This is a genomic window from Paenibacillus sp. FSL M7-1046, from assembly GCF_038007405.1.
Lineage (GTDB): Bacteria > Bacillota > Bacilli > Paenibacillales > Paenibacillaceae > Paenibacillus_AQ.
Genome location: NZ_JBBOXB010000001.1, coordinates 2986119 through 3010271, shown reverse-complemented (window position 1 = coordinate 3010271; position 24153 = coordinate 2986119). Strand labels below are relative to the sequence as shown.

Annotated in this window: 16 protein-coding genes, 1 pseudogene and 1 riboswitch; of the genes and pseudogenes, 5 read left to right on the top strand and 12 right to left on the bottom strand. The window is 47.7% G+C overall.

Annotated features, from left to right (window positions below; genetic code table 11):
- Nucleotides 1-13: 13 nt before the first annotated feature.
- From NYE29_RS13110 to NYE29_RS13100, 3 genes are read right to left on the bottom strand one after another with little or no spacing between them, the layout of a single operon-like run.
- Complete coding sequence (locus NYE29_RS13110) at nt 14-1588, bottom strand: methyltransferase domain-containing protein (protein ID WP_340896336.1); 1575 nt, start codon at nt 1586-1588, stop codon at nt 14-16.
- On the bottom strand, nt 1585-2802 hold the full coding sequence (locus tag NYE29_RS13105; protein WP_340896335.1) for an ABC transporter ATP-binding protein: 1218 nt from the start codon (nt 2800-2802) through the stop codon (nt 1585-1587). The genes NYE29_RS13110 and NYE29_RS13105 overlap by 4 nt, the downstream gene beginning before the upstream one ends.
- 11 nt (nt 2803-2813) lie before the next feature.
- A complete protein-coding gene (locus NYE29_RS13100; protein ID WP_340896334.1) occupies nt 2814-4181 on the bottom strand; it encodes an ABC transporter permease in 1368 nt (455 codons plus the stop codon).
- A gap of 121 nt (nt 4182-4302) precedes the next feature.
- Here NYE29_RS13100 and NYE29_RS13095 point away from each other — a divergent pair, with 121 nt between their 5' ends.
- Nucleotides 4303-7050, top strand: a complete 2748-nt coding sequence (locus NYE29_RS13095; protein ID WP_340896333.1) for an O-antigen ligase family protein — start codon at nt 4303-4305, stop codon at nt 7048-7050.
- 203 nt (nt 7051-7253) lie between these two features.
- Here the strand turns inward: NYE29_RS13095 and galU are convergent, their stop codons facing one another.
- From galU to uvrA, 7 genes and pseudogenes are all read right to left on the bottom strand, one after another.
- Nucleotides 7254-8141, bottom strand: coding sequence for a UTP--glucose-1-phosphate uridylyltransferase GalU (galU, locus tag NYE29_RS13090; protein WP_340896332.1), 888 nt, complete (start codon nt 8139-8141; stop codon nt 7254-7256).
- Between the two features lie 256 nt (nt 8142-8397).
- Nucleotides 8398-10914, bottom strand: a complete 2517-nt coding sequence (locus NYE29_RS13085) for a DUF3656 domain-containing U32 family peptidase (RefSeq protein ID WP_076113848.1) — start codon at nt 10912-10914, stop codon at nt 8398-8400.
- 162 nt (nt 10915-11076) lie between these two features.
- A pseudogene (locus NYE29_RS34580) lies at nt 11077-11276 on the bottom strand (hypothetical protein); the annotation flags it as partial.
- Between the two features lie 98 nt (nt 11277-11374).
- Nucleotides 11375-13372 (bottom strand): stalk domain-containing protein, encoded by a 1998-nt coding sequence (locus tag NYE29_RS13080; RefSeq protein ID WP_340896331.1) that lies wholly within the window; start codon nt 13370-13372, stop codon nt 11375-11377.
- Nucleotides 13323-14501 carry a S1C family serine protease gene (locus tag NYE29_RS13075; protein ID WP_445322208.1) on the bottom strand — a complete coding sequence of 393 codons (1179 nt, stop codon included), beginning with the start codon at nt 14499-14501 and terminating at the stop codon, nt 13323-13325. Before NYE29_RS13075 ends, NYE29_RS13080 begins: the two co-directional genes overlap by 50 nt.
- Before the next feature lie 185 nt (nt 14502-14686).
- The gene (locus NYE29_RS13070; RefSeq protein WP_038597219.1) at nt 14687-14896 is read right to left on the bottom strand and encodes a hypothetical protein; all 210 of its coding nucleotides are present in this window, start codon (nt 14894-14896) and stop codon (nt 14687-14689) included.
- Nucleotides 14897-15297: 401 nt separating this feature from the next.
- Nucleotides 15298-18171 (bottom strand): excinuclease ABC subunit UvrA, encoded by a 2874-nt coding sequence (gene uvrA / locus NYE29_RS13065; protein WP_340896329.1) that lies wholly within the window; start codon nt 18169-18171, stop codon nt 15298-15300.
- Nucleotides 18172-18335: 164 nt separating this feature from the next.
- Between uvrA and NYE29_RS13060 the strand changes: the two genes are divergently transcribed.
- Nucleotides 18336-18632, top strand: a complete 297-nt coding sequence (locus tag NYE29_RS13060; protein ID WP_340896328.1) for a hypothetical protein — start codon at nt 18336-18338, stop codon at nt 18630-18632.
- A 44-nt stretch (nt 18633-18676) separates the two neighbouring features.
- Here the strand turns inward: NYE29_RS13060 and uvrB are convergent, their stop codons facing one another.
- Nucleotides 18677-20668, bottom strand: a complete 1992-nt coding sequence (gene uvrB / locus NYE29_RS13055; RefSeq protein ID WP_340896327.1) for an excinuclease ABC subunit UvrB — start codon at nt 20666-20668, stop codon at nt 18677-18679.
- A 181-nt stretch (nt 20669-20849) separates the two neighbouring features.
- Here uvrB and NYE29_RS13050 point away from each other — a divergent pair, with 181 nt between their 5' ends.
- The 3 genes from NYE29_RS13050 to NYE29_RS13040 all read left to right on the top strand — a co-directional run bounded on the left by NYE29_RS13050 (nt 20850) and on the right by NYE29_RS13040 (nt 23212).
- Nucleotides 20850-21635, top strand: a complete 786-nt coding sequence (locus NYE29_RS13050) for a flagellar motor protein (protein ID WP_076109591.1) — start codon at nt 20850-20852, stop codon at nt 21633-21635.
- Complete coding sequence (locus NYE29_RS13045) at nt 21632-22507, top strand: flagellar motor protein MotB (RefSeq protein ID WP_340896326.1); 876 nt, start codon at nt 21632-21634, stop codon at nt 22505-22507. Before NYE29_RS13050 ends, NYE29_RS13045 begins: the two co-directional genes overlap by 4 nt.
- Nucleotides 22508-22576: 69 nt before the next feature.
- The gene (locus NYE29_RS13040) at nt 22577-23212 is read left to right on the top strand and encodes a hypothetical protein (RefSeq protein ID WP_340896325.1); all 636 of its coding nucleotides are present in this window, start codon (nt 22577-22579) and stop codon (nt 23210-23212) included.
- A gap of 82 nt (nt 23213-23294) precedes the next feature.
- Here NYE29_RS13040 and gcvH read toward each other — a convergent pair whose 3' ends face one another.
- Nucleotides 23295-23687, bottom strand: coding sequence for a glycine cleavage system protein GcvH (gene gcvH / locus NYE29_RS13035; protein WP_076109594.1), 393 nt, complete (start codon nt 23685-23687; stop codon nt 23295-23297).
- A gap of 182 nt (nt 23688-23869) precedes the next feature.
- Nucleotides 23870-23966: riboswitch (glycine riboswitch) on the top strand.
- The last annotated feature ends 187 nt before the right edge of the window (nt 23967-24153 follow it).

Genomic DNA, 24153 nt, shown 5'->3' with positions numbered 1-24153 from the left:
TGCTCTCTCCTCGTTATTTCCCCATTATTTTTTTAAGTTTCATTACATATTTCCAAGATCTCGATCCATATACTCCCTGTAATTCTCTATTTTTTTCTTCCACTTGCTCTTTATAATTAATAATATCTTGAGAAAGTGATTCATTCTTACTAAAAGCTTCTTTATTCAGATTATTCAAATCTGCTATCAAATGATTTAATTTTTCCACCTGGATTACTAATTCATTATTTTCGAGAAGCATATCTTCATTTTTTTGATTCAACTCCGAAACAATCTTATTCAAGGAAACAGTTTTCTCCTTGCATTCACTTAGTTCTCGGCAATGTGCAGCCTGTTCCTCAATTTTTTTTTTCATATTCTCAATCATGATGATTTTAAACTCATCGTCATTTATTTTTGTTATACTCAGTCTTATATCCGTTATAGACACTTCATGATTAAAATTAATAGTTAAAAAGGGGTCGTCATTATAAAAAACAAACATATCTTTATAATTAAAATTATAGTTCCCGTTTACACTGTATCTATCTTCCAGAATTTCTTTTCCATCTTCATCTTTGATTAAAATACCACTAAATCTAAATGCACCTCTGAAATCGGAAGGGTCGATCCGGATTGATTCCACTAGTGCCAAATCAATCCTCTTTTCAAAATGACATGTACTGCTAACTACTTTCTCTCGGATGCTATTTATCTCATTAAATCCATTACCATTATTCCAAAATACTTGGAAAGAGTCTTCTTTCTTTTTGTTTAATAGAACTCCAGTATTTACTGACGCTAAATTAAAGAAAGTCCGCTCAAGAACATCAAATTTCTCTAAAATAGCCCTATTTTTCACAGAATCCACTTCTGGATTAGGCATAATTAGTTCTGAGAGGCTACAATTTTTAGCGACCACACAGATTTTTCTATAGGAGTCATCTATATAATCAATTCCATAAATATGCTGATTGTAAAATCTATCGATCTCTTGTCTATAGACAGTCAACGCAGGATTGTGAGCGGTAATAAAATGAATTGCCATCATTCTCTCCCAAATATCTATATCCCCGTGACTTATCAATTTATATTGCATATCATTTGAATCCAAATAATTGGATAATCTATCTATATTAGGCAATCCATTGGTCATGTGTTCTTCCAACCAGATAAAATCCTTATTAAATAGCGATTTGAAAACTGCATTAACTCGTTTTTCGGCTTGAACAACTTTGGGTGAATGGAAAGGAGCAGTGATTATGAAAAAGTCTGAACTGACCCTATGTAACTCGCTCACAAATTTGATGCGGTCTTGTTCTGCTATATGTTCAAACACATCTAATGCAACCACAATATTATAATGATTGTCTGAAAAACCCATTGACGTAGCATCACCCAAAATATATTTAGGATTATTTTTTAGATTTTCAGGCAAAGAAATATCAAGATACGTAATTTGATCCTCCGGTAGGAATCTTTCTAAATTTTGATGTTCATTTGCTCCAACTTCTAAAATGTTGAAAGTTTGTCCTGTCTTCCTTAATGTATTTATAATATTGGTTACATTATTATATCTCTGAAATTGATCAAATAGGATATCGATCATTTCAAAACCTCCCACTTGTGGTTAATATAAACTACTCCTTCTGAAAAGTACTTATTGGTTATGTTGAAGGAAACTGCATTTTCCTTATAATGAATGTTCACTATACCCTCGTTATTAAATAAGCCTACGTCTAGACAGAAACTCCCACCAAGCAAGGGTAATTGAGGAATGCAATAATTCACTTTATGCCGTCCCCTCTTATTGGGGATTGGTACCTTTTCCAGAAAGGTGTTGGGTCCAAAGATATATTCCCTTTTAGGGGTATATATAGCAGCTCCTAATAGTAAATCATCAATGATTTCTTCGTATACTTCATATTCTATTTCAACCTTCAGTTCATCAAAGGTCTTGAATGAATTCTTGTTAATCTCAACTTTGGTTACTAAGGCTAAAACATCTGGATTTGCCGGTAGAATGAAGTCCGGATCATACTGGGACTCTTGAATAATGCGCGCATCAACTTTGTTTTCTGAAGATTCAATATCATTCCTCATGAAATCCTCGTATAAATCTACTACTTCACTCGAATCGCCCATTACCTCTAACTTTCCATCTTTGATCCAAACTGCCTTGTTACAAAACCTCTTCACTTGCTCTGATGCGTGAGATACAAAAAGAATGGTTGTCCCTCTAAGTTTTAAGTCTTTCATTTTATCAATACATTTAGTTTGAAATCTTGTGTCTCCGACAGCCAATGCCTCATCCACTATTAAAATATCAGGCTCTACATTAATTGAAACTGCAAAAGCAAGCCTGGCAAACATGCCACTCGAATATACTTTAACAGGCTGATCTATAAAGTCTCCTATATCTGCAAACTCAATGATGGATCCTACCTTTTCGTCCATTTTTTCACGGTTATACCCCATCATCAATCCGTTCAAATAAATATTTTCTCTACCTGTGTATTCAGGATTAAAACCAGCTCCTAACTCTAATATAGCCGATATCTTGCCCTCTACATTAATATTCCCACTAGTTGGTGTGAGAACTCCCGTGATCATTTTCAAAAGTGTAGACTTGCCTGATCCGTTTCTCCCCAAAATACCTAGCGCATCGCCTTTTTTCACAGAAAGAGTAATCCCGTCTAGTGCAACAAACTCTTTATGATAAGATTTTTTCAAGGGATGAATAGCTTCCTTAAGTCTATCCGTTGGCTTATCGTACAATTTGTATGATTTTGTAATATTTGAAATTTCAATAATATTAGTCATAATTACCACTCCTATAGTACATCAGAAAAATGAGGTCTCAGCTTTTTAAAGACTTTCATACTAAAAGTAAACATAACTAAGCAAAACATCCAGAAATATACCATCTGATATGGACGATCAAATATAAATATATGGTCTATTAATGAGTCCCTATAACCCTGAACTATATAAAACATCGGGTTAAGCTTAAATACTCTCTCCCAAAAATCCGAAAGCATGCTAACAGACCATCCAATAGGAGTAAACCAAAATCCCATCTGTAATATAACAGCAATAATTTGATTCAAGTCCTTAAAGAAGAGGACCACTGCAGAAGTAAAAAATGCTAAAGAGACGACTAAAACAATAAGACAAAAAACATAATATATTAGTTGTAAACTATATATTGTTGGCAGATGACCGTAGAAACCATAAACAACAAATATAAAGACAATAAAAAACAATTGTACGAAAAAGGCTGATAAGATTTTGACTAGAGGCAACAATTCAATTTTAAAAACAACTTTTTTTACGAGATAGCTATATTCAGCAAAGGAATTAGTTGTACTCGATAAGGCTTCAGAAAAGAAAAACCAGGGGATTATCCCAGCAATAAACCAAATTATAAAAGGAGTATCTCCAATATCTCCACTTCTTAGTCCTACCTGAAATACAAACCAATATGTTGCAATGGTTAGAAGAGGGTTAATAAATCCCCAAAGTATTCCTAAATATGAAGATGCATATTTGGTTTTGAAATCATTCTTAGCTAAATTCATTATTAAAGATTGATTTTCAAAGAAACTCCTCATAAATTGTAACGTTTCCCGCAAAGCTTTTCCTACAAAAAATGAAGCTCCAGCTATTAAAAGACTTGTCAATAGAGCAAACAATTGCATCCCTATATTAATGTGGTTTTTTGAATTTTGTAGTAATGATTCTATATTAAAAGAAAAATAAGGATCAATTCCCGTTGAATTTAATAGGATTCCCCCTTTTTTTCCATCATTGACTATTTTAATTTGATTTAGTTCCAGTCCAAGCTCACCAATGTTCACTTTTACATTGGAATTTCCGGAGAAATATATATCATCAATGGAAATTTCGCCTTTACTTTTTCCGGTATCAATTCTAATGAAGGAATATCCGCTGGGCAGTTCGAACTTTAAATCTTCCCATTCACCTTGATGACTGTAATTTTGGAGAGAAGAATTATCTTCGTTCCAAGTATTCTCAGCTGTTGAGAAAAAGACTTGATACTGATCAGCCATCTCGGACTTAACCACCAAATGCAAGTAAGTTTTAGTATGATCTTTAATATAAAGATTGATGTAATAGTAACTCCCTGCAAAGATTGCAATTGTACACAAGAATAGAAATAAACGTTTCATGGATTGCATTCATATTTCCCCTTACCTTTGTTTGAAAATCAAATCGTCCTAGTTACCTGAGAATAAAGTTTAATTCAATCCTGTCGTATGCTAAAATATCCACGTACCTACAAGAAAAGGAGATTAAAACGTGTCTAAACCAGTATACGGAAAAAATGCTGTTCAGTCGAGAAATGTTGAAAAGATATCCAGCCCCATATGGGCATTAGTTGTTGCTTTTATTGTGTTTTTGGTTTGGACCCCGTTTCAGGTGGGGGTGTTTAATGGACAACAGATTGATTTTGAAAAACCGGTCTATGTGTCTGCTCTGCTTAGCGGCCTGATGTTATTGGTGTGGATGGGCCTCTACTTCAATAAATTCAAGCTTGAGGAGCAGCGCGATCTGCTGGCTGTCGCCTCACTGCTGCTTCCAATAACGTATGCTTTGTCACTCTTTGGTGCAGCCTCGCATTATATGGCGATGAACCTGCTGTTAATTCAGAGCATGTACATTGCAATATTCATTATAGCGTTATATCTCTTGAAGCAAAAGCAAGTAAATCTTGTCATCCAAAATGCTGTCCTTGCGGTTGCTTACTTTATTGTAGGATTTGGACTGTTAAATTGGCTTGGCAGCTCGAAATTTGCCGGCAGTCTGGTTGGCTGGTTCTCCAACACCGTGCGGGGTGGTAAATATTTGGATGCTGTTATGACCGACTCCAACGGTCTGCGGCTGACTTCCATATTCCAATATGCAAATACCTATGCTGCCTTCCTGATGGCTTTTCTGTTTGTGGCTGTATTTGCTTTGGTCCGCTCTAAAAAATGGTATGGTACACTGACTCACGGATTTATGCTTGTGCCCATTATTGTATCGCTGCTGTTGACGTTGTCCCGTGGCGGGCTCGTCATGCTGCCTGTGGTATTCATCCTGCTGCTGCTGTTCCTGAAACCTGCTCAGCAAATTCTCTGGATTATCCACATTGCCATTTCCGGCCTTGCAGCTCTGCTCGTTACAAATCCATTGACTACGCTGGGACTAGAGCTGAATACCAGCTTCACTTCAGGGGCTGCTTTTAAAGCTTGGGCGTACCTGCTTGGGGCCTCTGCTGTCGTTGCTGCTCTTGGGTGGGCAGTTCAGCGTGTTGTTGCACCTTGGCTGGAAGCAAAGCTATCCGGTATGTCTTCCCGTAAGTTTTCCGGGCTATGGCTTCCACTGGTATCGATCGTGCTTGTTGGAATTGCGGCTTTCCTGCTCATTGGTACAAGCGTCCGCAGTGTTCTGCCGGATAATATTGAAACGCGGCTGGAGAATATCAACTTCAAGCAGCACAGTGTACTAGAGCGGTTCACTTTCTATAAAGATGCTCTTAAGGTTGTTAAAGATTATCCGATTCTGGGTGCGGGAGGCGGAGGCTGGGCTTCTCTCTATGAGCACTATCAGAATAACCCTTATACCAGCCGCCAGGCGCATAATTTCTTCCTCCAATATCTGATTGAGGTTGGAATTGTCGGATTCATCGTATTTATGGGCTTTATCGGATACATTTTCTATAAATATATCCGCAGTTATGTGAAACGGGAGAAAGATGAATTTGATAATGGTTTCTTCTTCCTTATTATCGCCTTGTCCATTCTTGTCCACAGCTTGCTGGATTTCAACCTAAGCTATGCCTTTATGGGAATCCTTGTTTTCCTAGGACTGGCTGGAATGGCCGCTGTCATGGACAGCAAACCGCTTCGCCGTGGCTGGAGTAAACCCGGACTGCGTATCGGTTACTTGGCTGTACTCACCATCGGCACCATCTATCTGATCTTTATGTCGATAAGCTATATCGGATCCAGCAATGACGCAATGAAAGCCAAAAAACTGATCGGCGTCAGCCAATCTTATGAGGAAATTAAAGCACCTTTGGTAGATGCCCTGAAAGACCGTCCATTCCATCCAGAATCAGCGATATACTTATCGTCCATGGATCAGCAAGTCTTTAGCCAAACCCAAAACGAACAGTATCTGGAGGAAGCTTACAGCGTAATTTCACGCGCACTTAAGGACGAGCCTTATAATAAGGATTTGTTGAAGCAATTAGTCGGATATTATGACCTTAAGGGGCAGAGCGATCTTGCCCTGGGCGTCTACCTTGATAATGCCGATAAATTTGTGTGGGACATTGATTGGTATGAGACAATAATCAGCCGGTCCCAAGCGCTTGCAAATGCAGCAAGTGTACAAAAGGATGAAGCTAAAAAGCAGGAATACCTGACTAGTGGCTTTGATGCCTACAAGCATGTGGTTGATGGAGTGGAACACCTGAAAACTTTGCCTCCTGAGCAGCTGCAAGGTCGTCCATTCTCTATCACACCAAACATTGCGTTAAATATCGGCAGAATGCAGTTGATGGCAGGAGAAAATGATACTGCGGCAGCAACGTTAAAACTAGGATTTAACGACAACTATACTGATATCGTGAACAGTGCCACCCTCTGGGATACGAACTGGTATAGCGCGCTTATCAGCCGTTCCTACGAGCTGGCTCAACAGGCTTTCACTCAAAAGAATGACGATAGTAAACAACTTAATCTCAAGATCGGCCTCGAAGCCTATCGTCAGGTAACTACAGACTTGCAGGGCCAGGCCATTCCTTCAGCAATTACTTTGAATGCAGGCCGAATTCAGTTCATGGCAGGTCAAATTCAGGTTGCTGCCGCAACATTGAAGCTTGGATTGAGTGAGGATTATACCGATGCTACTAACCGCGAAATTGCCCGTTGGTACCTTGCTGCTCAACAAAAGGCCAACACTGCTCTCGATCAGGATGTATATAATAAGCTAATCACTGCTGATCCTGCGGAAATTGAAAAGATTACTGAAATTGCAAGCACATCATTTCAAGAGTAATTAACAGGATAACAAGGTAGCGAGCGATGTTCTATGTGGAATCAGCGCCCGCTGCAATAAGAACTATGAACATATAATCGTCTTATAAGTCTTTAGTTCGAAAAACAAATAAGAGCGTCCCGCAGTTATAGACAGCGGAGCGCTCTTATTTATTTTATGTTATGGTAAATGCCGTGCGCAGATATAAGGGTACCGACACTCAGTTAATTACCGACTTTCTGAGCCTCGCTCTGGATCACTTCCTGGAGGTACTGCAGCAAACCTTCCTTAAGCTCCTCATGCTGGAGCGCATAATGGATCGTTGTCTGGATGAAACCCATCTTCTCGCCGACGTCATGGCGTTTGCCTTCAAAGTCGTAAGCGATGATCCGCTCCACTTCGCTTAAACGGGCAATAGCATCCGTAAGCTGGATTTCGCCGCCTACTCCAACCTGTTGTTCTCCGAGCATATCGAAAATACGCGGAGTCAGTATATAACGTCCCAAGATCGCCAGGTTGGAAGGAGCCTCTTCTCTCTTTGGCTTCTCAACAAGGCGGTTAGCTTTGTAGACACGTTCAGCCAAAGGTGTACCATCTACAAGACCGTATCGGGATACCTCTTCCCAGGGCACCGGCTGAACTCCGACTATGGAGGATTTATATTGATCGTAAACTTCGATCATCTGTCTAAGGCAAGGTTTGTCCGCTTCAACAATATCGTCTCCGAGCAATACAGCAAACGGTTCATTCCCGATGAATTTGCGGGCGCACCAGATAGCATGTCCTAGTCCGCGCGGTTCCTTTTGCCGGATATAGTGAATGTCGGCCATTTCGGAGGATTTGCGCACAGATTCCAGCAGCTCCCACTTCTGTTTCTCAGCAAGGTTGAACTCCAGCTCAAATGAGTTGTCAAAATGGTCTTCAATCGCGCGCTTGCCCTTACCCGTCACGATGATGATGTCCTCAATGCCGGAGGCAACGGCTTCCTCTACAATATATTGAATCGTTGGTTTGTCTACAATCGGCAGCATTTCTTTGGGCATCGCTTTGGTCGCGGGCAAAAAACGGGTTCCGAGACCGGCAGCGGGAATAATCGCTTTACGGATCTTCATCATATAGCTCCTTCGTATTCTTTTCTTTTTCCGGTTTTAGAAGATATGGTAAAATGCATAATTATTTTAATTATAGCAGTTATGGAGGGTTTTTGGCAGTTATATGGTTAATCCTCCAGTAAGAATAATCCTGTAGACAAAAAGAGCCAGTGCGGCATGGAGGATTCATCAAACCTCCTTTGCCACAATGGCTCTGCATTGAATCGGAGCTAGGGACTAATTATCATGGGATTGGTAAGGCCAGTCCCACTCTTCTTTATTTCGCGTTGACGAGCTGTCCGCGTGTAACCCCAAGCTGGTTGGTGGCTTTCAGGCTCTTCCATACCTGCGTGCCGGAGATTTCCCCACGGAGCGCACGGGAGTAAAGACTAATGACCTCGGCAACCTGCTCCGGTGTTTCTTCCAGAAATTCGACGCGGAAAGAAGAAACGCCCAGTTCGCGGAAATTGTTCAGGTATTCCGCGCCTGACTGTTCAACCGCATTGTATACGGTATTGCGGCAGCCTTCATCCACGCGGACAGGATGGGACATGCCGATCCGGTCCTGCAGAGATGCACGCTGCTCCTCGCAAGGGCGTCCGCAGTTCGTATAGTCTGTGCCTTCACTCATGAAAGTGCAGTACACGCAGTGCTCGGTGTGGAACATCGGCAGATGCTGATGGATCACAACCTCCATCCGCGAGGTGTCGCTGCGGCCCAGAAGATCGACCATTTGCTGAATGTTCAGGTCATAAGAAGGCGTGACAACATCGCAGCCCGCTTCCAGGAACAGATCCACCGCCTTATGATTGGCGATATTCAGCGAAAAGTCGCCAATCAGCCGTGGATGCACGGCATCCGGCTGCTCCATGCGGCGGCGCAGATAATAATACAGCGCGCCGGTATTGCGCACCAGCACAGCATCCGGCTGCAGGCGCAGTATATTGGCGTGATAGCCGTTCTCGCCCGGCATATGGATACGTGGCGTGGCCAGCGTGATGCTGGCCCCCGCAGCCCGGACAGCGTCTACCGCTGCCGGGAACTGCTTGATAAATTCGAAGTCGGCGTAAATGCTTCTTACGCCGGCTTCGAGGGCAGCCTGCACTTGAGGCAGGCTGCGGCACAGCGCGGTGAGCTCCGCATCACCGCTTGCAGCGACGTCCCTGCGGGAGGCGTCGCTATAGATCTCTACCGCCCGTTTCACGTAGACGGGCGGTTTCGGGCGCTCGCCGGCAAGCAGCTCCACCGCTTGGCGGCGGATGCTGTTCAGCTCGCGCATAGGCACGATCACGTCGCCTTCTAATTGCGACGTAAGCGCCTCAAGCTGGAACACGGTCCCGCCCAGGCGGCCGAATTGTTCTTCCAGCAGGGCGGCGTCCATCGGGCGCTTTTGCGCGGTCTCCAGCAGCAGCTCCGAGTCTACACGGACAGTCACGTCCTTCTGCACGTCCGTCCACCATGTAGCCAGCTTCTCTCCGGCGCGGCCTTCCACCTTGACATGAACCGGGAAGACGCGGTACGGCTTCTCGGTTTCGTAGCTCTGGCGCAGCGCCTTGTCGAGCGCAGGATCATTGGTCTTCCAGATGCGGTCGCCGACATGCAGGCGGCGCAAATCCACATCGTTGCGCCCAGGCACAATGTCGATGATCCAGCCTTCTCCGGCCTCGCCCTCAAGTTTCACGCCTTTGCGGCGCAGGTCATACACGCGTCCGCCTTCTTCCTTCTTGGTCGGATCACCGGCGTCGAACACGATGCCGTCTCCGCGTTTAAGCGGAGCATGAATGCGGCAGACTACGCCATCACGGAGAATTTGCTCCACCGTGCCCATATACACACCACGGCTTTTCGGGAAAGTCCCGTCAACCAGCTTCTTGTTGTTTGTTCCCTCAAGGAAGCCATGCGTAAAACCGCGGGAAAAGCTCTGCTGCAGCTCACGGATATCTTCTTTAGAAGTCGGAGACCAGTTTCCGTCAAAATACCGGTCAATAGCCTTACGGTACTTGCTCACCACGTTTGCCACGTACTCCGGTGTTTTGAGACGGCCTTCTATTTTGAAAGAGGTCACACCCGCTTCGATCAGCTCCGGCATCAGATCAATGGCCGCCAGATCCTTAGGAGACAGCAGATAGGTTACATCACCCATCGGCTTCACTTCACCGTCGACCATCAGGTCATACGGCAAACGGCAAGCCTGGGCACACTCCCCGCGGTTCGCGGAACGTCCACCCCACATTTCCGAGGTCAGGCATTGCCCTGAATAGGACACACAAAGTGCTCCATGCACGAAAACTTCCATCGGCAGGCGGGCCTGCTCCCCGATCGTGCGGATCTGCTTCAGATTGTTCTCACGGCCGAGCACTACACGCTCCAGCCCGAAGGGTTTCGTAAACTCCACCGCCTCCGGTGAAGTAATCGTCATTTGCGTCGAGCCGTGAATCGGGAAGTCCGGAGAAATCTCGCGGATCATTTTGACGAGCCCCAAATCCTGTACAATCACCGCATCCACACCCGCATCTACACAGGCATCAATCAATTCTTTTGCATCTGCCAGCTCGTTCTCAAACACCAGTATATTAAAGGTCAGAAACCCCTTCACGCCATAGCTGTGCAGGAATGCCATAATCTCCGGCAGCTCCTCCGAGCGGAAATTGTTTGCTCTGGCCCGTGCATTAAATTTCTCTACGCCAAAAAAGACAGCATCTGCCCCGTTTGCCACCGCTGCACGCATGCACTCCCAGTCACCTGCCGGAGCCAACAGCTCCACGTCTTCCCTGCGTATTCCTTGCTCGTTCATTTATATCCTCCCAAACCGTCATATGGACGGGTCATTTCCATCTCTTTAACTTATTAATTGTATCAAATATCACAGCCTTGCGCCATTGATTTGCCAGAAATTATACAGGGAAAGGACTTTAACCGGATTATTTAAACCGAACTTATTCCTAACCTATCCCTTCCGTCTTTGTGCATCGTCGAATGAGAAATGAATGATTCTCCAACCCGGCCCTGATAAAAAAGTATCCCGGTTCAAAGAGTAACTGAATCTCTCTGTCCATATCTTTGACATGACTCTGGTAACCATCACATTCCAGGCCAAAAGTGGCCACCAGACATTTTGCAGCAGAACCTTTAGGCATATAGATGTCCTCTAGCCAAACTCATTTCTTCATAAAAAAAGAACGCCCCAGCCAAAATTGGCAACTTGGGACGTTCTTCGTCTGCAATAATACTATTTATTCCTCAACATGTCCTACCTATTTTTTCTCCCCCGCCAACACAAAAGACTTCAACGTCTTGTCTATTAGAGTCTGCTGCTCAGGCGTTGCGTTAGCATCGTTTAGCGTGACAGTGAGGGTATAGACCCGTTCATTTTTGCTAAAAACAATGAGCTGGGTGCGGTAAGGAATGCCGTTTTTGCTCTGGTGCACAGTAAGGCTTGTGGCTGGAACTTCGGCAAAGGTGATGTCCTCCACACGTTCGACCTTCGGGCCTTTGGGGTCATTCTTCGTGTTCTGATAGTAGCTTTGGAGCTGGCTCACAGTGTACTCGGCTGAACCTTCGGGGCTCACAGTGATTTGGAAACGCCCTCCGGTGAAGCGGTATTCTATGTTCTGGGTTTCAAAGACATCCTGGACCGCTGTCCATAATGACGGAATCTGAATGCTGTAGCCATAGGTGTTGGAGCTTTTGTTGACTGTTTTAGCGTAAAGTACCGGATAGTCATCTGTTTCCAGCCGCCCGAAGTTCTCTTTTATTAATTCAAAATCAATATCGATTGAGCTTAAAATATCCTTGAACCGTGCCTTGTCCTCATCCTGACCGGCAACTGCCACATATTCTACGTAATAGCGGTGCCCATTCTTCAACAGCAGGGTTTGATATTTCGTAATCCAGCCGCTGCCCGGATTCAGCAGACTTTCAATGACCCGCGCCGGTTGACCGGAAACTTTTGCAGACGTGCTTTCTTTAATCGTATAAGCCCCGTCCACATAGTTAGCTCGAATCTGCGCCTCCAACTCCTTGCTCCAGGTTTCCAGCGTAGAACCGGACGGAGCAGCTGTCACTTTCACGCGCAAATAGCTCCCTTGTTTGCTCTCATAATACAGATGCTGGTCATCCATACTCCAGTCTGCAGGGACCTGCAGCGCAATGCCGTAGTCCTCATTGTACCCTTCATGCAGCCCGTTTTTCACTGTGGAGAGATCACGTTGGCTTTTATCATTCGGGTCAAAGGTTGGCCGGAAGGAGTTCAACAGCACTGCATATTTATCAAAATCCTTATAGTTCGCTGCATTGTCATCGGTCAGATACAGCTCATACAATCTCCCTCCGGCATTATATTGCCTGTTCTCCCACAGTGCGCCGCTGGAATCCTTGCTGACAATTCGCGCGTAGGGAACAACGGCATTCGGATAAGTTTCCCGGTCCAAAATCGTTTCCCCGCCTTCTTCAGCCGAGCGGAGCAGCCCATCCAGCAATTGTTCCGGGTCTGCCGGGTTCTCCTGCGGTGAGGCATGAACCTCCAGATAATACTGATTCTCTGAATTCATAAAGGTAGCCACGCCTTCATTGCCGCCGCTGTCGCCAACCACCAGTCCGGGAGGATAATTCATGCTCCACTGAAAATGGCTGTTCCCTATCCGGGTCTTACCGACATCGCTGTCAATGCCGCTATCCCCGGGCGCCTCTTCTTCAGTGACTGATGGCACAAGCGACACTACCAGCTCACCGTTGCTGCCGGAAGTTACACGTGCGTCCAGCACTCCTGCCACGAACCTCAGCGGGACCATCAAAACCCCTGAGACCATATGCGGCGGTGCAGCAAGTTTGATTTTGACGCCGTCCTTCCAGGCAGTGCTGCTGCCTATCACCATCGTTCCCGTATGCCGTCCGTACATCACCTTGACCACATCGCCGGGTTCGAGGGAAACTGTGCTGCCAAATGTTTTCTTGAACACGCCGAGCGGCACCATGACGGTACTATTCTTCATAAAAGGCTGCTTAATCGTAACTTTTTTGCCATTCACCGTTGCAGCCGGACTGCCGACCTTAAGGGTGAGCTGTAGCTCGGCTTTCTCCGCCGCGTGCACCTCTGTGGCCGGGAGCACAGTCAGCAGCAGCACCAGAGCAAGCATCGCTGTACATAGACCACGATAAGTATATCTGCGGTCCCTCTTCCGCCCCTCTCTTCCCAGTACCCCTTTACTCTTCCGCTTGTCCATCAGCATCACCCTCCACATCAGCTTCTTCATTGTTTATCAGGGGATCGCCCTGGCCAAGCGTGAGCTTCCGGGTAACAATATCACCGTCGCTCTGCATAAGCAGATTTACCACCGCACCCGGTGCGTAGCTTTTAAAAAGTTCATTAACATCCACTAAGGAACCGACACGGTGGCCGTTAATCGCGTATAAAACATCCCCTTCAAGAATCCCTGCCTTGTCTGCTTCCGCAGAGATGACCTTCGTAACTGTTAAGGGATCTTGTGAGGGTAGGCCCACTAAGGCAGACCAGCTTTCCTCCAGCTCCAGGCCAAGACTTGGATGTTTTACCTCTCCATACTTGAACAGCTGGTTCATAATGTACTGTACAGTATCAGACGGGATAGAAAATCCCATATTCTCTACGCCTACTGCGGCAAATTTCAGACTGTTTACGCCCAGTACCTCGCCTTTCATGCTGACGAGCGGACCACCGCTGTTGCCTGGATTAATCGCTGTATCACTCTGGATGAGCCGATAGGCAGCATCCACTGAACGGTTAAGACCGCTGACCACCCCTACCGTGGCAGAATTTCGCAGTGAGAAGGAAATGGGTGTACCGATGGCAATCACTTTGTCGCCAACCTGAAGGCTGGCAGCAGATTGGGCAAACTTCGCAGGCTTTAATGCCTTGGCATTGATCTTGATCAGTGCCAGGTCACTAACCTCATCCAGATACGTATTTGTGATGCTGTAGGACTTCGCGTCCGATGTAACGACCACAGCATTCTGCAGTCCCTTCATCACATGCGCATTCGTAATAATCCAGCCGTTTGCCCTGACGATGATACCTGATCCATGGGACAGATTAAAACGGTCATTGGGTGCATTAGAGCGATCTTCTGAATATTTGCCGATAATTCCTACTACCGACGGGGAAACCTCTTTGATAATTTGCGGTACCGGATCGGTTATCGAGGCTGCACTCTTTTTGCTGCCGGTCAGGGTACTTCCTATTTCTTTGATCTTTACTGAAGACGATACATTCCCCGCAGTCTGCAAGCCATCTAGAAACGGCGCCCCCTGCGCAGAAAGCGATCCGCCTCCTATTCCTGTCAGCAATACTCCGCACAGCAACAGTCCGAGGCTTTTCTTAACCATATTCTCCCCCCATTTCCCCAGCCTTCGCCGGGCGCTCTCTCTGACCTTGTTCCAGGTTGTACATAATGCAGTCAACTCATATGAAGAAGTGCGAAATTTGAAAAAGACGCCTTTAGTCACGCCTGACGGCGATTAAAGGTGTCTTTGGGTAAACTTAAATCTGCAATTGTTTTGACTTGAATTTGAAGCAGGGCAGCGTTCCTGTGTCAGCTTAACCAGTGCATAAGCATCGCGTAGTCCGAAACCGCAAATACCAGCAAGCTCACCACTCCAAAGCCAATCGCAAATTTGTTCTTCTGCGGAGCCCGCAGCAGCCGGATGACCCCGATGAGTATCAGGATGGTAAAGGCGATCATAAATACATCGAAGGTATGAAATTTAGACGGTTCTTGCGCAGCAGCTTCTGCAAGCAGCATGGCATTACCTCCTCGAAAGTGTTGTCAAGCAAGTTCATCTAATCCATATCTCCCTCTATGTTATCGCTACCATTTCAGTGACGCAATAGGAATTGCATAAATTTTATGTAAAAGTCACGATAAATATTTTTTAGCGCCGGATTCGGGATAAAAATCATGATATTTTTCATTGACACCTTGTTTTTTATTGATTTTTCAAAGAGCAAATTATATGTAAGGCTGTTTTCCATCTCTGCTAATCATTCAACGCAAATCCTTCTCTTTGAATCTTACTGCGGACATGCTCCCGATATGCCTGATTCAACTATTAAGCTGTCCTTATTTCTATAATGGCTTTCACCCAAAAACTAAAAGAACCACGGCGAAAATGCTGTGGCTCTTTTGTTCTTCATGAAGTGCAGTTATACTGTCTCCGACGTCTGCAGCTGCAGAGCCTCAGTCCGCTCCGTATCGCGGATCAGAATCGGCTTCAGGTATTTGCCGGTATAGGACTCCGCAACGGTGATTAACTTCTCCGGTGTTCCTGTAGCCAGTACCGTTCCCCCGCCGCTGCCGCCTTCAGGTCCCATATCAATAACATAATCGGCCGTCTTGATCACATCGAGGTTATGTTCGATAACCAGAACGGATTCGCCGGAATCTACCAGGCGGTGCAGCACCTCCAGCAGGCGGCCGATGTCATCCACATGCAGCCCTGTTGTCGGTTCATCCAGAATGTACAGTGTCTTGCCGGTACTGCGGCGGTATAGCTCGGAAGCCAGCTTCACGCGCTGTGCTTCACCCCCGGACAACGTCGTTCCCGGCTGGCCAATCTTGATGTACCCAAGACCCACATCCAGCAAGGTCTGCATTTTGCGGTGGATGCGCGGGATGTTCTGGAAGAACCCGGTTGCATCCTCTACCGTCATTTCCAGCACATCAGAGATGTTTTTGCCTTTGTATTTCACTTCCAGTGTTTCGCGGTTGTATCGTTTGCCTTTGCATACTTCGCAAGGAACATAGACATCCGGCAGGAAGTGCATTTCAATCTTGATAATTCCGTCTCCACGGCAGGCCTCGCAACGGCCGCCTTTGACGTTGAAGCTGAAGCGGCCCTTCTGGAATCCGCGCACCTTAGCTTCATTGGTTTTGGAGAACAGATCACGAATATCATCGAACACCCCGGTATAGGTAGCCGGATTGGAACGCGGCGTGCGGCCGATCGGCGATTGGTCGATCTCTATGACCTTGTCCAAATTGTCCAGACCGCGAATTTCCTTATGCAGGCCGGGACGGACCTTAACGGCCTTATTCAACTGACGGGCCAGGCTCTTATAGAGGATTTCATTAACCAGCGACGATTTGCCGGAACCGGAAACTCCAGTCACTGCAGTAAAGACGCCCAGCGGAATCTTGACATTTACGTTCTTCAGGTTATTCTCTTTGGCTCCGCGAATTTCCAGCCAGCGGTCATCGGTTGGCCGCCGTTTGGACGTAACCGGAATAAACTTGCGTCCGCTTAAGTACTCTCCGGTCAAGGAACTCGGGTCTTTCATGATTTCCTGCGGCGTCCCTTGGGCAATAACCTGTCCGCCGTGGATACCGGCACCCGGTCCGATATCAATAATATAGTCTGCCGCCATCATCGTATCTTCATCATGCTCAACCACAATTAATGTGTTGCCGAGATCTCGCATATGCCCCAGTGTGGCGATCAGCCGGTCATTGTCTCGTTGATGCAGACCAATACTTGGCTCGTCCAGGATGTACAGAACGCCCATCAAGCTGGAGCCAATCTGCGTCGCCAGCCTGATCCGCTGCGCCTCACCGCCGGAGAGTGAACCTGCCGCACGACTGAGCGTCAAATAATTCAGACCCACATTCACCAGGAAGCCAAGTCTGCTGCTAATCTCTTTCAGAATAAGATGGGCAATGGCTGTTTCCTTCTCGCTAAGCACCAGTTTATCAAAGAAGTCCAAACAGTCGCCAATCGAGAGATCCGTAACATCCGCTACATTCTGCTCATTAATTGTGACCGCAAGAATTTCTTTTTTCAGCCGTTTGCCCTTGCACACATTACAAGGCTTGGCGCTCATAAAACCTTCGATAAACTCACGGATTCCATCCGATGCCGTATCGCGGTAACGTCGTTCCAGATTCGGAATAATTCCTTCAAAGGCAACCAGCGCATCTTTTTTCTGGCCAAAGTCATTTTCATACCGGAACCGGATCTTCTCGCTGCCTGTACCGTGGAGCAGCTTGCTCATGTGTTCGGGAGTCAGACTGCTTACAGGAACATTTTGTGGAATCTTAAAGTGCTCACAGACCGATTTCAGAAACTGCGGGTAGTAATTCGATGTGCTGCCAGTCCAGGCCAGAAATGCTCCTTCTTCAATCGATTTCTCGGAATCCGGAATTAATAGATCGGGATCGACAACCATATTCACACCAAGTCCATCACACTCTGGACAAGCGCCGAAAGGGCTGTTGAAGGAGAACATCCGCGGTGCCAGCTCTTCAATACTAAATCCGCATACTGGACAAGCAAAATTTGAACTGAACAGAAGTTCTTCCTGGCCGATAACATCAACCAGAATCTGTCCACCTGAGAGCTTCAGGGCTGTTTCAAGCGAGTCGGTCAGACGAGTCTCCATATCATCCTTGATGACAATGCGGTCAACCACGACCTCGATGGTATGCTTCTTGTTCTTCTCCAGCTGGATATCTTCAGTGACTTCCCGCAGTTCGCCATCAACGCGCACACGGACAAATCCCTGCTTGGAGATATCCGAAAACAGCCCCTTGTGTTCACCCTTGCGCCCGGAAATAACCGGTGCCAGAATCTGCAGCCGCGTCTTCTCGGGATACTGCATAATCCGGTCCACCATCTGTTCGACGGTCTGTGATGTAATTTCGATCCCGTGATCCGGGCAATGAGGATGGCCGACCCGGGCAAACAATAGCCGCAAATAGTCATAAATCTCCGTAACCGTACCTACCGTTGAGCGCGGATTGCGGCTTGTAGTCTTCTGGTCGATCGATATTGCCGGAGATAATCCGTCGATGGAATCAACGTCCGGCTTCTCCATCTGGCCCAGGAACTGGCGGGCATACGCCGACAGGGACTCGACATAACGGCGCTGTCCCTCCGCGTAGATCGTATCGAACGCCAGCGACGATTTGCCGGAGCCGCTAAGTCCCGTAAGCACGACGAAGCGGTCCCGCGGAATCGTTACGTCAATGTTCTTGAGATTATGCGCCCTCGCGCCTTTGATTACTATATTTTCGTTCGCCAACGGTACCTCTCCTTTATATACATCATTTAGTTCAAAACTAGTTCAAAGCTTTATTTAAAAGCCACATTTCAAAATATTTCCGATCCCTCCCAAACCCTCCCTTCCAAGGGAGGGCCCCAAGGGCTGCGCCCTCTGGACACCCGCAAGGTTGGCGAAGGAGATGGATGGGGCTGTACTTAGCTGTTGTGGTGCTCGGAGCGCTTGTCCCTAAAGGGACCGCTTCAACGTCCGTGCTCCGCTGGTCGGCACGCTGCATGCTGCTGCGTGCCGGGACGCTGTCCCTACGGGATGCGCTAAAACCGGAAACTGCCAGGACGGCTCTCCCTACGGGATGCACTAAAACCGTAAACCCGCCAGGACAGCTGTCCCTACGGGATGCGCTAGAACCGGAACCGCCAGGGCAGCTGTCCCTGCGGGATGCGCTGACAACAGGCAACAAGACAACGGAGCAGTTTATCTAAAAAGAACGGCCTGGGAAGCGCCGTTCCAGTACTCGCTAAAATATTTACTCGGCCCGCAGCTCCAGCAAAGCATCACGCAGCTCGGCGGCGCGCTCGAATTGCAGGTTCTTTGCGGCGTCCTTCATCTCGGCCTCCAGACGCTGCATCAGGCTTTGGCGGTCCTTCTTGTTCATCTTGCCGCCCACGCCGGTGAGATATTCGGCCTTGGATTCGGCGACCTTGGTCGCCTCGATGATTTCGCGGATTTTCTTGTTGATCGTCGTCGGGGTGATTCCATGCTTCTCATTATAGGCAATCTGAATCGCCCGGCGGCGTTCAGTTTCGCTCATAGCTTTCTCCATGGAATCCGTAATACGGTCACCATACATAATGACGCGGCCGCCTGAGTTACGGGCGGCACGGCCGATAGTCTGAATCAGTGAGCGTTCAGAACGGAGGAAACCTTCCTTGTCGGCGTCGAGAATCGCGACAAGGGATACCTCTGGCAAGTCCAGTCCTTCTCTTAATAAGTTGATACCCACGAGGACATGGAACGTACCGAGACGCAGATCACGCAGAATCGCCATCCGCTCCAGCGTCTTGATATCAGAGTGCATATATCGGACCTTGATCCCGATCTCCTTGAAGTAATCGGTCAGATCCTCGGACATTTTCTTCGTAAGTGTCGTTACCAGTACCCGTTCATCGCGTTCCACACGTTCGCGGATTTCACTAATCAGATCATCGATCTGGCCTTCTGTCGGACGCACCTCAATAATCGGATCAAGCAGACCGGTAGGGCGGATAATCTGCTGCACCATCGTATCGCAGTGTTCCATTTCGTATGGACCTGGCGTGGCGGATACATAGACGATCTGGCTTACCTTGTCTTCGAACTCTTCAAACTGAAGCGGCCGGTTATCCAGCGCTGACGGCAAGCGGAACCCATGCTCTACCAGAACGGTCTTCCGCGCACGGTCACCGTTATACATGGCCCTAATCTGCGGAAGGGTAACATGAGATTCATCAATAACAATCAGCATGTCATCCGGGAAGTAGTCCATCAAGGTATAAGGGGTTGCTCCCGGCTCACGGAAGGTGAGCGGTCCGGAATAGTTCTCAATCCCGGAGCAGAAGCCGACCTCCTTCATCATCTCGATGTCATAACGCGTCCGCTGCTCCAGCCGCTGGGCTTCCAGCAGCTTGCCTGCGTCGCGAAGAACGGCCAGCCGTTCCTCCAGTTCACGTTCAATGTTGACGATCGCAACCTTCATCGTTTCTTCCTGGGTTACAAAGTGAGATGCCGGAAAGATCGCGATGTGCTCACGTTCACCGATTAATTCTCCGGTCAGCACGTCAATCTCGGTAATCCGTTCAATCTCGTCGCCGAACAGTTCTACCCGGATGGCATGTTCTCCCTGGGAAGCCGGGAAGATCTCAACCACATCACCGCGCACACGGAATGTACCGCGGACAAAATTCATGTCATTGCGCTGATACTGGATATCTACTAGTCTGCTTAAGATCTGGTTGCGTGGCTTCTCCATCCCTACCCGCAGCGAGAGCAGGAGGCTTCCGTATTCCTTCGGCGAACCGAGGCCGTAAATGCAAGATACGCTCGCTACAATAATAACATCGCGCCGTTCAAACAATGAACTGGTCGCGGAGTGGCGCAGCTTATCTATCTCTTCATTGATGCTGGAATCTTTCTCGATGTAGGTGTCGGAGGAGGGAATGTAAGCCTCTGGCTGGTAGTAATCGTAGTAACTGACGAAGTAATCTACCGAATTGTTCGGGAAAAACTCTTTGAATTCACTCGCCAGCTGCGCAGCAAGTGTCTTATTGTGCGCTATTACCAGCGTGGGGCGGTTTAACTTGGAAATCACTTGTGCGACGGTGAATGTCTTACCTGTGCCCGTCGCTCCCAGCAGCGTCTGGTGCTTCTTGCCCTGCCGGATGCCGTCCAATAATTCCTCAATGGCATGAGGCTGATCGCCCTGGGGTGTGTATTCGGACTCCAGTTCAAAAGTCTTCGTACTGACGACAATATCGCTCATTTGCCCGTCTCCCCTCTATCGTCTAAAATATAGTAGTATAGTATAATTGTGGCCCTAAGTACTGGCTCTCCATACAATCCTGAAAAATATGGAAGATAAGAATACTTGTTCCCGTTTATTATACAGTGTTGCCTACATTCATGCAAACCATAATATATAGAAAAGTAAGGAGTCATAACCTATGGATATCACCGCAATTATCGGCCTCCTGGCTGGACTGGCCGCTATGATCGGCGGCTTCTTTTGGGAAGGCGGCAATCTCTCCGGATTGCTGCAGCCTAATGCTGCACTAATTGTCTTTGGCGGCACATTGGCCGCTGTTCTCATCAGCTTTCCCGCATCTAAACTGCGCCACATCCCTGCTGCACTGCGCATGGCCTTCGGCAGGCATCCGGACCTGAGTGAGCAGAACGCGGAGGAGCTGATCTCCATGGCTGCTATTACCCGGCGCGGCGGTGTGCTCCTGCTGGAGCAAAAAGCCGAAGAACATCCCAATCCCTTTACCCGTGAAGGATTGCTGCTGATCGTCGACGGCACAGATGCTGACGAGGTCCGCCAGATTCTGGAGCTGGACATGGACGCCAAAGAATTGAAGTACAACGGCTACGCCAAAATATTTGAGGCGGCCGGAGGCTACGCACCAACGATGGGGATTATCGGGACGGTCATGGGACTGATCCATGTACTCAGCAATCTGACCGATCCTTCCAATCTGGGAGCATCCATCGCAGTCGCTTTTACAGCGACGCTTTACGGTGTAGCCAGCGCTAATCTAATATTTTTACCCATTGCCTCCAAGATCAAATCCCGCAGCCAAACCGAGCTGGCTGGCATGGAGATGCTGCTGGTCGGCATTCTGGCCCTGCAGAACGGGGATCATCCGCAGCTGGTGCGCAAGAAGCTTAGCTCCTTCACTGCGGATTCTGCCGGAAGCCGTGAGCGTGAGTATGCAAGAGGGCTGCTATGAGGCAGAGAAACCGGCGTGAGCAGCACGCCGAAAGCCGGGAGAGCAATGACCGCTGGATGATCACTTATGCCGATCTCATTACACTTTTACTTATATTTTTCGTCATTATGTTCGCCATGAGCAGTCTGGACGTGCAGAAATACAAGATTGTCACCGGTTCCCTTTCGGAAACGTTCAGGAGCGGCAACCCCGTGCTTGAAGGTGGCGATGGCATTCTGGAGAGCCAACAAGAAACGGAAAACAGCGGCTCAGCAAACAGTCAGAAACAAGGAAGCAATTCTGCAATTGTCGCTGGCGAAGGCAGTCAAGATAATGGAACAGGAAGCAAAGTTGCAGGCACGGCCAATGCCGGAGAGACGGCACAGCCGCCTTCTTCACGTGAACTGGCTTTCAAGGAACAGGAAGCGAAGCTGGCCTCATTGATGGGCGTCATCACCAAATATGTTGAAGACAACAACCTCGGAGATCAGATCTTTGTTGCAGATAAACCACAGGGCATTGCCATTACGCTTAGCGACCGGTTCCTGTTCGATGCCGGCAAAGCCGAGCTGAAAGCACCTGCATTCCCTGCACTCCGCCAGCTCTCAGGCCTGTTCCGCGGCATAGGCGCATCCATCAGCATCGAGGGACATACCGACAATACCCCGGTGTCGGTTGGCTCGCGCTATAACGACAACTGGGAGCTGTCAGGCGCGCGGGCACTCTCCATCCTGCGTTTCTTCCTCGACAATGAAGGACTGGATCCGGATACCTTCCAGTATGCCGGCTATGCCGATACCCGGCCCGCTGCCGACAATACTACGCTGCTTGGAAAACAGAAAAACCGCCGCGTCGAGCTAATCGTGCTGCGGCAGCTTCAAGACGAAGAATAATTCCGCCTATCAGCCCAGAACAGCAGATGATGAAAGGTTACATTTGCTTCTAAAGGAGTCTGAATAGGTATGGAAACTCTAAACGGAACATCACCTGATCCCACCCGATTTTTAAAAAATCTGCGTCTACTAGTCTCGCTATTGGTTACCGCGTTTCTCCAGGGAATCATTACGTTCTTCGTTGGGGGCATGGCTTATTTCCTTTTACTCTCGTCGTACTCCCTTTTCTGGGGCGAACAAGCCAATGTGTATCCGCTAAGCAAGCTGATTCAAATCGCCGTTCGTTTTTTGCTTGCGGGCGGCGCTTTTGCCTTGCCCTGGCTGGGAGTCTGGTGGATGCTCTACGGTCTGGCCGACAACGGACGCATCCGCTGCTTTTTTCTGCACCTGTTTTTCGCTTATGTGCCACTTTTGGTTATCTTTTTGCAGCTTGATCCCGTGTATTACCCGGACACAATGATCCCCAGCTCAGCCGGTGAGATGACCTTTTTTGTCTGCATGGCCATGGCAGCTGTCCTGCTGTATCCCTTTTACTCTATCGGCGTTTATTACTTTGTGCTCAGACCGGCTGCACCCCCTCGCAAAATCTACAGATTTATCCTTTTATGCTGTTTATTCGTCCTGATTAGCCTTGCACTGCTGCCCCTCTTGTGGCGGATGGCTCCACATTTTTATCCGGGACTTGCAGATTTTCCAAGCCGCTGAAAGCGCAAAAAGACAGACTCCTCACATTAGTGCAGCTAATGCGCGAAATCCGTCTTTAATAAATTTTTCACAAAACCAATTGCTATTCCCCAACCCGTTCACGGTAAGCGGCTGCGTCCAGCAGTCCCGATACGGCTTCGGCATACTCGCCTTCGATCTCCAGTTCAAAAATCCAGCCCCCGCTGTACGGCTGATCGTTAATCAGCTCCGGACTGTTCTCCAGTGCATCGTTAATCTTGGTCACCGTTCCCGATACCGGTGAATATAATTCGGAAACCGTCTTCACGGATTCAATGCTGCCCACGCTGTCCCCGGCAGAAATAGCCGATCCAACTTCAGGAAATTCCACAAATACGATATCGCCTAGTAAATGCTGGGCATGATCCGTAATCCCAACACGTATTAAACGTCCTTCGCCCTGCTGCGCCCATTCATGCTCTTCGCTGTACAGCAGGTTATCTAGCACTTCACTCATTTCAAGCCGCCTCATTTCCGAATTGGAGTTGTAAATTTAGTTATAGACTAAGTTATCGTCCTGCTCAATGTCAATATAACTGACAGGAAATTTAAATTTGTCATCTTTTTGACGTTTTTTTGTTGACAGTGGACCTCCATACCCGGTTTAATGGAGACAGCAGAAAATTATACGGTTTGCGAATGATGGCATAGGGAGAGACCGCCTCTTGAAGACGGCGCCGAAGGAGTAAGCCCTCTAAGGGGTGAATCTCTCAGGCAAAAGGACCTTTGCCGGACGCATCTCTGGAGAGCATCAGGCCCTGCTATTGCGGCGTACTGGTCACCAACGGGGAAACCTGCCGGGTTCACAGCAGGGTAACTCTCAGGTACAAAGGACAGAGCGGAAGTCTATATGCGCGTGCGCATATTTGGCTTCCGCCTGTCCTTTTTTTTAATGGGCAGAAACGGACTCCGTCCCTGCCGGC